This is a genomic window from Corynebacterium sp. TAE3-ERU12 (assembly GCF_019209905.1).
Classification (GTDB): domain Bacteria; phylum Actinomycetota; class Actinomycetes; order Mycobacteriales; family Mycobacteriaceae; genus Corynebacterium.
In genome coordinates this window covers 287,452-300,592 of the sequence record NZ_JAHUTM010000003.1, presented here as the reverse complement: position 1 = coordinate 300,592, position 13,141 = coordinate 287,452, and the positions used below count along the sequence as shown (strand labels likewise).

Below are 13,141 nucleotides of genomic sequence, written 5' to 3'. Positions count from 1 at the left end.
TTATCCGAGAAAAGCGAAAAGCTTTAGCCGCGGGCCTTAGCGAAACGCTCGGCAACGTCGGCCCAGTTGACGACGTTCCAGAAGGCCTTGACGTAGTCGGCCTTGACGTTCTTGTACTGGAGGTAGAAGGCGTGCTCCCACATATCCAGCATCAGCAGGGGGGTCAGGTTCACGGAGATATTGCCCTGCTGGTCGGTCAGCTGCTGGATAACGAGGCGACCGCCGATGTGGTCATAACCAAGCACGGCCCAGCCGGAGCCCTGCAGGCCGGTGGCGGCAGCAGAGAAGTGGGCGACGAACTTGTCGAAGGAACCGAACTGGTCGTCAATGGCGGCAGCGAGTTCACCGGTGGGCTTGTCGCCGCCTTCCGGGGAGAGGTTCTTCCAGAAGATGGAGTGGTTGGTGTGTCCACCCAGGTTGAAGGCGAGGTCCTTCGAGGTGGCGGTAACGATGTCACCGACGGTGCCGTTATCGCGGGCCTCGGCCAGCTTATCCAGAGCGGTGTTGGCGCCCTTGACGTAATTGGCGTGGTGCTTGGAGTGGTGTAGCTCCATGATTTCGCCGGAGATATGAGGCTCCAGGGCACCGTAGTCGTAATCCAGGTCGGGAAGTTCGTAAATAGCCATGGGTGATCCTCCTGCAGATCTATTTCGTGATAGACGCCGATGGTACCTAACCCAACTAATAACGCAAGGATGTATGTACGTAATTGCCTAGATTGTTGGTAAATAGCCCTCACCCCTGTGCTACCCCTGCACAGCTGCTATCTGAGCCAATTCACGGTTGGATGGGCCCATGGGATGGAACTTCACAAACACGCCACAGATGGTCACCGCCGACACTGCACTGCGCGGCGGTAGCGCCCCGGTGCTGCCCGAGCCGGCACCACATACCGTGCTCGGCACACCTATCGCCGAACCCTGGAAGGATGACCAAAACCGCGTCTGGCTGGGCATGGGCTGCTTCTGGGGTGCCGAAAAATTGATGTGGAACCTCCCCGGCGTCGAATCCACCGCCGTCGGCTATGCCGGCGGTTTTAGCCCCAACCCCACCTACCGAGAGGTATGCACCGGCCGCACCGGGCATACCGAAATCGTCCAGGTCATCTTCAACACCAACACCACCACGCTTACCGACGTACTCAAGGCCGCGCTCGAAGCCCACGATCCGACCCAGGGATACCGCCAAGGCAATGACGTCGGCACGCAGTACCGTTCCGCCATCTACACCACAGACGAGCACGACGCCGCCCTGGCCCGCCACGTCGCCGAGGCCTACGCCGAACGGCTTGCCGACGCTGGTTATGACCAACTGACCACCGAAATTAAGCCCCTGGCCGACACCCCAGCCGGCGAGTTCTACCTGGCTGAGGACTATCACCAGCAGTACCTACAGAAAAACCCCGGCGGCTACTGCCCGCACCACGGCACCGGCGTGGCCTGCGAAATCAACTGGAATTAGACAATAAAAAACGGCATGTGAGCGGTGCTGAATGCACCCCACATGCCGCTTTGCTGCGCCAGCTTAGTTCTTGGCGTCAGCCTCACCGTTACCGAGCTTGTCAGAAACGATGTCCTGACCCTTCTCGATCTTGTCGGCGTACTTGCCGCCGGTCTTGTCATTGGCGACGTCGCCGGCCTTATCCAGGCCCTTCTCAACCTTGTCGGGGTTATCGGAAGCGAATTCCTGGGCCTTGTTCTTGGCCTTATCGAGGAAACCCATGTTGTACTCCTAAATTATTGGTGACACTGTGCGAAAACCACACTAGCGACAACCACAGCTTACTTCCCAGCAGTATTTGACCGAATCCACTCCTGGATGCGCGCAACCTCATCCGCGCGCTGCTGCGCCGCCTCGGCAGTATCAATCGCGCCGAGGACCGCACCCCAAGCCGTCACCACATCTTCCTCATAGCGGTGGCCATGCCCACTGCCGACGTTCACGCTGGTCAAACCGTCGATGAGCACCTGCCAGAAAGTCACCGTCGGATACCAGCGCATCGACGAAATCACATCCCGGCCCAGGCGCTCCCGCAACCAATCCGGGCGACGGAATGACAGTGGCGTATCCCACCACACAATCGGGTCCGAAGCATGCTGCAGAAACGCCACCCGCGGGTACTGCCACTCACCCAAATCACGCCCGTGGAAGGACTCCCACAACTCCTCCGGCCGAGTTGCGAACCGCACATGCTCGCCGCCATCAATGACCGGGGCGATCTCCGGGGAACCAGCATCACGATGCTCTGTGAACTCACGCCAAATAGGCGTAAACGCCGGGGTGCCCGTCCACAGCGCCCCATCAACAATGTCCACCAACTCCCCGGGATCATCGAAAGCCCCAAGACCACCTACTGCGCCCAAGGACTCCCCAGCCACCGTCAACCGCGGCCGGGAATCAGCCGGCAGCTGCGACCACTCCTCATAGATCCGCTCAAATAATGCCCGGCCCGCAGTGATCGGGGTTTTCCGGTCAGCCAGCCACGCCACCGGCGACGGCAGATGCGAGTACTGCAGCGCCACCTGGGCGCAATTGCCGCGACTGAAAAACTCCACCGCGCACAACGCCCACTGGGGAACCCAGCCGGTGCCGGTAGTGGTGTGCACCACCAGATGATCCCGCCGGAACGCACCGGTGCGGTGCAGCTCCCGAATCACCAACTCCACCTGCGCATTCAACGAACGGCCAGGATTTTTTCCGGCATAAATCCGGATCGGCTCGAAAATATCCAGCGGATCTGCCCCCGTTACCGCGGCAATATCATTCGCGCGCGGCCCAGCGGAGACCACGCTGCGCCCCTGCGCCCCCAAGGCATGCCACGGCTCCAATGACCACGGGCTACCCGAACGGGTCGGCTCCCACGGCTGGGTATAACCGCCCAGCACCAGCATGTTCAGCCGGGCCGCATTCCGGGATAAACGTTCGGTGATCCGCCGCGCCACCAGCAAGTCCACAGTCGCAGCTAATGCACCGCCGACGATAGCGCCAGCCGCCGCCGGGGCCACCCCACGCGGCAACCGCGGACGAAATAAAGCAGTCAGCTCGTCATAAATGAACTCCACCGCCGCAGTAAAACCCTGGGTTGCCGCAAAGGCCCCAGTGCCTACGACCGTGCCAGCCAACTGGTACCGAGCCGAGGCTGTCTCGTCATACTCCACCAAGGCAGCGATAGTGCGCTGCTGGCCAATAGAACGAATCCAAATCCCGATCGTCGCCGCCGTCATCGCAGCGTGACCAGCGGAAATCACGCCGCGCCGGGCCCGATCATCAGGGATGATGCGCTTACTCAGCGGAGTGATATTGAACCGCCGACGGATATTGCGGATCGCATACCCACTGGCCACACCCACAAGGTGCCCACTGATCTGCGCAAAATACGTCGTCATCGCCGTGGAGAACCACGGCCGGGGCATCAACGAGGGCGTAAACGCCGCCCAGGAAGCAATCTCCGCACCAACAAAACCGGGGGCAGCCAGCGGATGGCGCCATCCTGAACCGGAGGCCCATAACGTCGCTGAAGCGGCATGTTCGGCGAAAAAGCCAGAGCCGCGACGAAATGCGCCCAACAGATCCATGCCCCTCACTATGACAGATACTTCACCTACTCGTGGACTGAGTGAATATCGCGCTAACTGACTGTTGCCGACCTAGCCAGAAGCGCTCTCCCAGTCGCATAATTGACGAGGAATAACACCACTAGAACACGAGCCCGCGTCCGGCCACCGTCGGCGCGCAGGCTCAGAAGGGTGGAGCCGTGAAGGTATCCGTCGGAAATAAAGTCGTTCTCATCGGCGCTGGTGACGTCGGGGTAGCCTACGCATACGCCCTGGTCAACCAGGGAATCGCTGACCACCTGGCCATTATCGACATCGATGAGAAGAAAACCGAAGGCAACGTCATGGACCTCAACCATGGCGTGGTGTGGGCCCCGTCGCGCACCAAAGTCACCCGCGGCACCTACGCCGACTGCGAAGACGCCGCCATCGTGTGTATCTGCGCCGGCGCCGCCCAAAAGCCCGGCGAAACCCGCCTCGACCTGGTCGACAAGAACCTCAAGATCTTCGAAAAAATCGTCGGCAGCGTCATGGACAGCGGCTTCGACGGCATCATGCTGGTGGCCACCAACCCGGTCGACATCCTCACCTACGCCACGTGGAAATTCTCCGGCCTGCCCGCCCACCGCGTCATCGGCTCCGGCACTGTGCTAGACACCGCCCGATTCCGCTACATGCTGGGCGAGTACTTCAAGGTCTCCCCGATGAGCGTGCACGCATATATCGTCGGCGAGCACGGTGACTCCGAACTGCCCGCCCTTTCCGGGGCGACTATCGCCGGCGTCGGGCTCGCCAAACGGCTCAAAGAAAACCCGCAGCTCGGCCCGGAGCTTGAGGAAATCTTCGTGCGCACCCGCGACGCCGCCTACGAAATTATCGACGCGAAGGGGTCCACCTCCTACGGCATCGGCATGGGCCTTGCCCGGATCACCCGCGCGATCCTGCAGAACCAGGAAGTCGCGCTGCCGGTCTCTGCGCTGCTCCGGGGTGAATACGGTGAGGAAGGCATCTATATCGGCACTCCCGCCATCATTTACCGAAAGGGCATTCGCCGCGTGGTTGAGCTCGAGCTCGACGAGCATGAGTCGGACCTATTCGCTAAGTCGGTCCACACTTTGCGTGAGGTGCAGGGCCGGTTCTGGGAAGAAACCAAGCCCGCCGACTAGGCCGAATCCGCTGCCCGGGCGGCGCGGTGGGTGGCGCGCGGGTGGCGCGGTGGGGGAGCTCTGAAAGTGAATCCTCGGTGAACCCCTGTGCGCAGCCCCGTTTCGGAGTGTCGCTTTTTGCGCCCCCGGGTCACAATGAGCTCAGCAGGTGGATTGCGCGTAAGCAAAGGTGAAGGAGTTCAGGTGACCGAAGTGACCAATACCAGTCCGCTTATCGACGAGCTGGATCATTTACTAGCCGAGCTCGACCGGGTCACCGCCAACCACGCCGACGACATCGCACAGGTCACCCCGGAACAACGCGCCGGTGCGGAAAACCTGCTGCACTACGCCTATTTACGCACTGTCGATATCCGGGGCCTGCAGAACAGGCTGCACGACTTGGGCGTCACCAGCCTCACCACCGCCGAGTCCCTAGCCCGCGGTCGGCTGCAACTCGCCCGCGGCGTGCTGCGCGCCCTGGCCGGGCTGGACCCGGACACCGATTTCTCCGGTCTCATTGCTGCTGATGATGAGGCCGACCGGGTCCTCGATAATCACGCGGACCGCCTGTTCGGCACCGAACGCGCCGGGGTGCCCGCCCGCATTATGGTCACCCTGCCCGCCGAGGCCGCCGATGATGCTGAACTTGTCCGCAGCTTCGCCGAGGCAGGCATGGATCTCGCCCGGATTAACTGCGCCCACGACGGCCCCGAGGCCTGGCTGCGCATGATTGATAATGTGCACGCCGCCGCTTCAGCTACGGGGCGCAATATCGCGGTGAGCATGGACCTTGCCGGGCCGAAACTGCGCACCGGGGCTATTGCCGACGGCCCGAAGGTCGGCCGCGCCCGGGTCACCCGCGATGACGCCGGCACTGTGTTGACCCCGTCGAAGCTGTGGCTGACCGCAAAGTCTGTGGATCTGGGCGGCCCGGAGCGGCATTGCGAGCCCGCCCCGCCACCAGCCGGGCTGCCCGGCCGGCCCGCCCTGCCTTTGCAGGTCGACAGTGGTTGGTTGGGTCGTCTCACCGTCGGCAGTGAGATTTCACTGCACGATAATCGCGATATGAAGCGGCATTTCACCGTCACCGAGATCAATGCTGATGGTGTGCTGGCATGCGGCGACCGCAACGCCTATATCAATGAGGGGTGCTTGCTGCGCTGCGACTACGAGAAAACTCGCGCCACCGGCATTAAGCCGACGGTGCGCAAACTGCGCCTCAACGTCGGTGATGAACTCATCCTCACCGATGAAGACATCATCGCCGAGCTGCCTGCCGACGGCGAAGCCGCCCGGATCTCCTGTTCCCTGCCTGAGGCTGTGCATGCTTTGACCGTCGGCGACCCGGTCATTTTTGACGACGGGGCGATCTCCGCTGAAGTTATTGATACCGCCGAGGTCGAAGGTGGCTTTACTGATGTGCGGCTGCGCGTGCAGCACGCCAAACCCGGTGGGCAAAAACTGGCCGCACATAAGGGCATTAACCTCCCGGAGACGGTGCTGCCGCTGCCGTCGCTGACCGTCGAAGATATCGAGCATCTGCGTTTTGTGGCCGAGCACGCCGATATCGCCGCGGTGAGTTTCATCCGCACCCCACAGGATGTGGAGCGTGTCCTGGAGGTGCTGGATCAGATCGTTGCCGACCATGAGCAGGCCGGCGCCGCTGATGCCGCTGAACGCGCACGCAACCTGGGCATTGTGCTGAAAATCGAGACCATCCCTGGTTTTAGGAACCTGCCAGAGGTCATGCTTACCGCAATGCGCCGGGAGAATACGGGCATCATGATCGCCCGAGGTGACCTGGCCGTGGAGCTGGGCTTCCGCCGGATGGGTGAGGTGCCCGGCCAGATCCTGGCGCTGGCCCAGGCGGCCCGGATGCCGGTGGTGCTGGGCACCCAGGTGCTGGAATCTTTGGCGAAATCCGGCCTGCCCTCCCGCGCTGAGATCACCGACGCCGCCCTGGCCCTGCGTGCTGAATGCGTCATGCTCAATAAGGGCCCGCACATCACTGATGCCATTGGTGCGCTCAATGACCTGGCCACAGCTATGGGCCGCTCACAGCGTAAAAGCCGCATTATGTTGCGCAAGATCCGTTCCTGGGAAGGCGATCAGTAATGCCCGTGCCACCGGCCCAACCACCAATGCCCGAGGGGCCGCGCCTCGGCGGGGTCTACGTCGGCCCGAATTATCCCGCCCCGGGCCCCTATGGGCCCATGGGGGTGCCCACCCCGCCGCGGAAAAACCCCACCGAATCAGCCATTGGTGCCGCCCGCACCGCCGGCGCCTTCGCCGTGGGCACTGTCGTCGCCATCCTGATTACCGTGCTTGCCTACACCCTGGCGCACACCAGCCCCAATAATGATCCGCTGCTCAGTGTGCTGTTTACGCCCATGCATTCGGTACTGCGTTTTATCGGTGTCGCTACTGGGTTAACCGCCCTTGTGTGCACCTTCGTCACCTTGGCGGCGCTGCGCCGACGGGCTGTGGAGTGGGACCCGCCGCTTGCCCGCGCTCGCGGCGAAATTACCCGCGCCCATTTCGTTCCGGGTCTTAATATCACCGGCGTTATCCAGGTGCTGGCCGAAACCGGAATCCGGGGGCGCTTCAGCTACGCCTGGTTCGCCTCCTACCTGCTGTTTCCCATCACGGTGGTGCTGTTTTTCTGGGCGACCACGGTTAGTGAAACCATCGTTTCTGGCACGGTGGGGGTCATCAATTTCGGGTGTTGGGCCATTGCCATGTTCAGCCTTGCCGACGACCTCACCGAGGCCACCGTGAACTATCGGGTCCGCCCGGTTGTGGTGCCCGAGCCGGACCCGGCGTTTTGGGAACGTGGCATGGACCCGCACCCCCGCCCGCGTGGCGCCACCATCATCACCCCACCGCTTTCCGACGACGTCGACCGCTTCTATATCTCGTGACCGCCACCACCGCCCCCATGGAAGTCGTCGCGCACCGCGGCGCATCCGGCACGGTGCCGGAACACACCCTGGCCGCCTATGCGGAAGCCGTCGCCCAGGGTGCTGATGGCATTGAATGCGATGTGCGGCTTACCGCCGATGGTCACCTGGTGTGCATCCACGATGACAGTGTTGACCGCACCACTGATGGCACCGGCCTGGTGCGTCAGATGACATTGGCCCAGTTACGTGAGCTCAACGCCGGTACCGCCGATAGTCCCCAGCCGGTGCTCGATTTCGACACGTTTCTGCGCTTTGTCAACGACCACCCGCAGCTGACCGTTTTCGTTGAGACGAAGCACCGCCTGCGTGATGGCCGCGCCCTGGAGCGCCGGCTGGCTGACCAGCTCGCGGAGCATCACTTGAGCGCCGATCCTCGCCTGCGGGTGATCAGTTTCGCCGCCCGGTCCCTCAAAGCAATGGCCCGACTGGCCCCTGCTGTGGAACGTATCCAGTTGGTCGATATGCCCGGGGTGCGGTCTTTTGCCCGCCGCAGCATCGCCCAGCCCACGTATATGGGTGTCGATATCGTGCACGCTCGCCGGCACACCCGCACCCACGCGCACACCCCACCACAGTGGGGTTCGCAGCTCTACACCTGGGTTGCGAATAGGCCTGACGACGTCGAATTCGCGTTCCGTCATGGGGTGCGCTGGTTGGCCACGGACTACCCGGATCGGGCGCGCCGGGCGCTTGCCGACGTCGATCTGGTCTGAGGGGTAAGCCACCGCTGGCCTAGCGTGGTTGTGGCTGCCTGCTACCGGTGCGGTGCGGTTGGCCGGTATGTTCGTGCCCGTGGGAAAGAAATCACGGAAGAACCGCAGCAATGACAATCTGCCCGAGGGCATGAGCCGCCGCCAGGCGAAGCTGGCCGCGCGCGCCGCAGAGCGCGAACGCCTTGCCGGCAACCCCCGGCCCTTCGCTGAGCTGGATAGTGAAACCGATCTGGTCGCCTTGCGGGAGTTCGTCTCCTCGGCGGAGCTGCCCGTCACTGTCGCCGACTCCGACCGGCAGATCCGACTGTGCTCGGTGCTGCCCGGTGGCGCCGCGGCGCTGACCCGGGCTGATGGTGCTGCCGCACTGGTGGCCCTACAGACCAAGGTCTCCACTGCCGATGTGGCCGCCGACCTAGCCCGAGCCCTGGACTGGGCTCGTTCGGCCGGTCCTGGTGAAGTCCTCGAGCGCGCGGTGGCCGATGAGTCCACCCCGAAACTCACTGAACTGCTGACCGAAGTTCATGCCGAGGACATCATTGTCCATGATGATTTCAGCTGGTGGCTGCCCGATGATGCCGTCGCGGCGAAGGCTGATGCGAGTTTGCAGGCCGCGAATGAGGCGATCATCCCGTCGGCACGCATTGCGGCCGAGGTGCCCGGTGCTGTGTGGTGGGCTGACCCCGGTGAGCGCGCCCATATCCGTTGGATTCGGACCGAGCCCGAGGCCAAGCTGCTCGACGCGTTGGCCCGAGTTCATGCCGAGAACAACCTCTCCATGGGGGAGGGCACGAAGTTCGCGGGCATGTTCCGCACCGACGGCCTGGTTGTGCCGGTGTGGGATGTGGACCGCGAGCAGCCGGTCGACCACTGGGCGGCCGGTGTGGTTGAGATGTCCGCCCAGATCGATAAGGCCCTGGAATCCACGGCGAACCTGACCGCCGATGAGCGCAAGTCCCGGCAGACCATCGTGTCCCGCCAGGTCACCTTGCGCTAGCTCTACCGCAGGCGCTGGAAAAGTTCCTGCGCTTCGGCGTCATTCCACAGCAATACGTCACCAACATCGGTGCTCATCGAACCTTCGGTGGGCACCGTTTCTGATTCCATGCCGAAAGCCACGCGCAGCATCAGCCACGCCAGATTCCACGAGTGATCCCCATCCGCCACTGTCACCGCGGAGGCCGCGGCATCTGTCACCGGCATCATGCGTAGTGGGTTGAGCAGCACCGACGGGGAACGCAGGCGGCTCATGAGGGCGCCCATGAACTCACGCTGGCGCTCAACTCGGTCCAGGTCGCCATTGGCGGTCGCGCGGCTTCGCACATAGCCCAGGGCCTCCGGCCCCTGGTAGGTCTTACACCCGGCCGGGACATTAATGCCAGCCATGGGGTCGTCGATGGGTTCTGGTGGGCACAGTTCAATGCCGCCTGCGGCGTCGACGATATTGGCGAAACCACCGAAACCGATCTCGGCATAGTGGTTAATCCGCACCCCAGTGGACTGCTCCACGGTTTCGACCAGCAGCGGCGCCCCACCAAAAGCGAAGGCCGCGTTGATTTTCTGCATGCCGAAGCCAGGCACGTTGACATAGGAGTCACGCGGGATGGACACCAAGGTGGGCTTACCGATGACCGGGATATGCAGGATCATGATCGTGTCGGTGCGTTGGCCTTCGATGGCGCCGCCACCGGAGAGTTCCGCATCCTGCTCGGCGGTGAGCCCTGCGCGGGAATCCGAACCGACCAGCAACCAGTTCACCGAGGGGGAGTGGCTGGGCCGGTTAGCCAGCCCGGCGAAAACCTCCGTGTGGTTGAGTTTGGTTTCGCCGTAGATGAACAGGCCACCGACGAGCACCAGCAGCACGGTGAGCAGTGCGGTCACCGGTCTGCGCAGGCAACCACGGCGGCGTTGGCGCTGCTTTCGGCGTCGCGGCGGGGCGCCCCGGCGCTGCGGCTGCACCCGTTGCGGGGCGCGTTGTGGTGGCACCCCATGGCCGCGCGGGCCAGCCCCGGGTTGGCCAGGGGCGCCTGGCTGGTAGCCCGGTGGTGGGAATCGCGGGTCATTGACGCGGGTGTGCCCCGCAGATCGCGGTCGAGCTGACTGGGCCGGGATTTCCTGCGGGTGTGCCGGGCCCTGGTGGGGTCGCTGTGGACGCTGCGCTGCAGCACCAGCAGCGCCTGCGGCCGGCATCGCGCGGGTCTGCGGCTGCGCTGGGCCCTGCGTGCGGCGGTGCTTGCCGCCATCCTCAGCGCGAGCCTGAGCGGCGCGCCTGCGGATCTGATCCGGGTCTAGGCGTGGATCTCGTGCCCCGGCCGCCCGGGAGCCCTGGCCGCTATGGCCGTCGGCACGCCGAGGTGGCTGCGGGCGGGCGGGCTGATTGTGCTGGCGGGACTGCTGTCGGGGCAGATCGCGCGGCTCGATTCGGGGGGTGGAGGTGCGGCGGCGAATCGGTCTGCCGTACCGATCCAGTAGCGGCTGACCCTGCGCATCGAGCACATAGTCCCCGCTATCGGCGGGATCGGGACGCTTATTCATAACCACGACAATAAAAGATCCCGCCCGACTAGGCGGCGTCGACACCAGGAACTGACCTACCCTGGCGCCATGTCGTCTGCCAGCTACATCAAGTCCCGCCCCGGTGTTCCCCAGGGCTTCTTCGAATGCGAAGCCGCTGGTCTGCGCTGGTTAGCGGCCGCGCATGACGACGGTGGCGCCCGTGTTGTGCGGGTCGAAAAAGTCGCTGCGGAGCACCTGCAATTAGTGCGGATTCACCCCACCAAGCCCACCCGCAAGGCCGCCGCGGAGTTCGGTGCCGGCCTGGCGCACACCCATAATGCCGGCGCCGACGGGTTCGGTGCGCCACCCCAAGGCTGGTCCGGCGATGGGTTCTTCGGGCCGCTGTCCGACCCGCGCCCCATGCGCATGCAGCCACGTACCCGGTTCGGCGAATTCTGGGCGGAGGACCGCATCCGGCCCTGCCTTGACGAACTCAGTGGGGTCTATGGACCAGCGGAAATGGCTGTTTTTGACCGGTTGTGTCAGCGTCTCCACGACGGTGAATTCGACGATGATGACCCAGCAGCGCGCCTGCACGGTGACCTGTGGTCGGGCAACCTCATGTGGGATGACTGGGGCGCAGTCCTTATCGACCCCGCAGCCCACGGCGGCCACCGGGAAGAAGACTTAGCCATGCTGAGCCTGTTCGGCTGCCCGCATTATGACGCCATCATCGGCGGCTACGAAGAAGTCCACCCGCTTCCCGCCGGCCGCACCGAACGCATCGGCCTGCACCAGCTCTACGGTGTGCTGATGCACGCGGTGCTCTTCGGCGGCGGATACGCCAGCCAAGCCCTAGCTACCGCCCAACGCTACGTCTAAACCCCGGCCACACCGCACCGCTGGTCGGGGTCAATGAGGTCGCTGGCTAATTGCAGCAGCTCCTCCTCGCCGACACGCACCGCCCCCAGGTGCACCGACGCCCCAGCTGCGGCGGCCACCGGAATGGGGATCGATAACCCAGCCCAGCCGGTGAGGTTCCACAAGGTCGCCCACGGGGTCCACGCGGTCTGTGCAGCGAAATCCGCGCCACAGGTGAGCTGGCTAAACGCCCCCACCGTCGGTGGGTCGAAAGCCAAGGTGGGGGTCAGGGCAATATCGACCGGCCACTGGGCGCGCACCTGCGCCACCAGGGCTAACCGACGATCCCGGTGCGCACGCAACCGCTCTGGGCTCACTGCATGGCCACATTCACGCAACCACTGCACCATCGGCGAATACTGCCCCTGCGGCAGTTGTGCCAGTGCGCCGGTGATCGTCTCGGTGAAAACAGTAAACGCCCCCTCCGGGCCATGCGGGTCACCACGGTATGGCGCCGGCAGTGGCACAACATCATGGCCGGCAGCACTAAGCCGATCGGCGGCATAAAGCGCGGCTGTACGCCACGAGTCCTGCACCTCGACCTCAGCATGGAAAGGCCGCGTGCTCACCCCAACCCGGAACCTGCGACGGGGAAGCGAACTGGGGTGGCGGACCCGGTGCAGCGCAGCACAATCAGCCAATGACCTGGTTAAAAAACCCGTCGCGGACAGCACCCCGGTGCGGATATCGTGGGCCGGTTTCAACCCAATGATCCCCGTCGCCGCCGCCGGAACCCGAATCGACCCGCCGCCATCGGATGCCAATGCGGCCGGAACTAACCCACGGGCCACCGCCACCGCGGAACCACCCGACGAACCACCCGGGGTGCGCCCAGGGAAAAGAGGATTATCCGGGGCGGGCTGGCCAATGGGCTCGGTATAGGCAGTCGCGCCCAACTCGGAGGTCGCAGTTGTGGCAACCGGCACCGCGCCACGAGCGAGCACACTGCGGACCTCAGCGGCGGTATGGGTCGGTATGTGCCGTAAGTGCTGCGAACCCATCGTGCACGCCACCCCAGCGATCGGGAAAAGATCCTTAATCCCCACCGGCAAGCCCCACAGGTCACCACGAGCAACGCCCGTAGCGTCGGCAAGCCCACCGGCTGTTGCGGTGGCGTAATCCGCCAACAGTTCCACCACGCCCGTGGCCGCGACGCCACCCCGGGTTCCCGCGCCCGCCGCCCGCAGCCGCGCCAGAGTCGCCTCCACCAGCGTGTGCGGGTCTAACCGATCCTCAGCAACAGCCGCCAGCAGGGCGGCGGCACCAGCGTCGGCACGCTGATGACCACCCTGCGGCGGCGGGAAAGACGACATGGGCGGGATAGTAGCGCCATTGCTGCTGCGGCGGCT

The 13,141-nt window shown here is 64.1% G+C and carries 12 protein-coding genes; 7 read left to right on the top strand and 5 right to left on the bottom strand.

Going from position 1 to position 13,141, the window contains the following annotated elements:
* Positions 1-23: 23 nt before the first annotated feature.
* Positions 24-626 (bottom strand): superoxide dismutase, encoded by a 603-nt coding sequence (locus KRX51_RS09250; RefSeq protein ID WP_218362845.1) that lies wholly within the window; start codon positions 624-626, stop codon positions 24-26.
* A gap of 169 nt (positions 627-795) precedes the next feature.
* Here KRX51_RS09250 and msrA point away from each other — a divergent pair, with 169 nt between their 5' ends.
* Positions 796-1,461 carry a peptide-methionine (S)-S-oxide reductase MsrA gene (gene msrA / locus KRX51_RS09245; protein WP_218362844.1) on the top strand — a complete coding sequence of 222 codons (666 nt, stop codon included), beginning with the start codon at positions 796-798 and terminating at the stop codon, positions 1,459-1,461.
* Positions 1,462-1,524: 63 nt separating this feature from the next.
* Here the strand turns inward: msrA and KRX51_RS09240 are convergent, their stop codons facing one another.
* Both KRX51_RS09240 and KRX51_RS09235 read right to left on the bottom strand, forming a co-directional pair.
* Entirely contained in the window at positions 1,525-1,722 is a 198-nt protein-coding gene (locus KRX51_RS09240) for an antitoxin (protein WP_218362843.1), read from the bottom strand.
* Between the two features lie 59 nt (positions 1,723-1,781).
* Positions 1,782-3,575 (bottom strand): alpha/beta-hydrolase family protein, encoded by a 1,794-nt coding sequence (locus KRX51_RS09235; RefSeq protein ID WP_218362842.1) that lies wholly within the window; start codon positions 3,573-3,575, stop codon positions 1,782-1,784.
* Positions 3,576-3,754: 179 nt separating this feature from the next.
* Here KRX51_RS09235 and KRX51_RS09230 point away from each other — a divergent pair, with 179 nt between their 5' ends.
* From KRX51_RS09230 to KRX51_RS09210, 5 genes are all read left to right on the top strand, one after another.
* Entirely contained in the window at positions 3,755-4,720 is a 966-nt protein-coding gene (locus KRX51_RS09230) for an L-lactate dehydrogenase (protein ID WP_218362841.1), read from the top strand.
* Positions 4,721-4,903: 183 nt separating this feature from the next.
* The gene (locus KRX51_RS09225) at positions 4,904-6,817 is read left to right on the top strand and encodes a pyruvate kinase (protein ID WP_370625083.1); all 1,914 of its coding nucleotides are present in this window, start codon (positions 4,904-4,906) and stop codon (positions 6,815-6,817) included.
* A complete protein-coding gene (locus tag KRX51_RS09220) occupies positions 6,817-7,623 on the top strand; it encodes a hypothetical protein (protein WP_218362839.1) in 807 nt (268 codons plus the stop codon). The genes KRX51_RS09225 and KRX51_RS09220 overlap by 1 nt, the downstream gene beginning before the upstream one ends.
* Complete coding sequence (locus tag KRX51_RS09215) at positions 7,620-8,378, top strand: glycerophosphodiester phosphodiesterase family protein (RefSeq protein ID WP_218362838.1); 759 nt, start codon at positions 7,620-7,622, stop codon at positions 8,376-8,378. Before KRX51_RS09220 ends, KRX51_RS09215 begins: the two co-directional genes overlap by 4 nt.
* A 67-nt stretch (positions 8,379-8,445) precedes the next feature.
* Complete coding sequence (locus KRX51_RS09210) at positions 8,446-9,372, top strand: DUF5926 family protein (protein WP_218362837.1); 927 nt, start codon at positions 8,446-8,448, stop codon at positions 9,370-9,372.
* Between the two features lie 2 nt (positions 9,373-9,374).
* Here the strand turns inward: KRX51_RS09210 and KRX51_RS09205 are convergent, their stop codons facing one another.
* Entirely contained in the window at positions 9,375-10,910 is a 1,536-nt protein-coding gene (locus KRX51_RS09205) for an LCP family protein (RefSeq protein ID WP_218362836.1), read from the bottom strand.
* A 69-nt stretch (positions 10,911-10,979) separates the two neighbouring features.
* Between KRX51_RS09205 and KRX51_RS09200 the strand changes: the two genes are divergently transcribed.
* Positions 10,980-11,753, top strand: a complete 774-nt coding sequence (locus KRX51_RS09200) for a fructosamine kinase family protein (RefSeq protein ID WP_218362835.1) — start codon at positions 10,980-10,982, stop codon at positions 11,751-11,753.
* On the opposite strand, the gene KRX51_RS09195 is transcribed toward KRX51_RS09200, so the two are convergent.
* Positions 11,750-13,105: an amidase gene (locus KRX51_RS09195; RefSeq protein ID WP_218362834.1), complete on the bottom strand. Its 1,356-nt coding sequence runs from the start codon at positions 13,103-13,105 to the stop codon at positions 11,750-11,752. The two genes, KRX51_RS09200 and KRX51_RS09195, sit on opposite strands and share 4 nt — an antisense overlap.
* Positions 13,106-13,141: the final 36 nt, after the last annotated feature.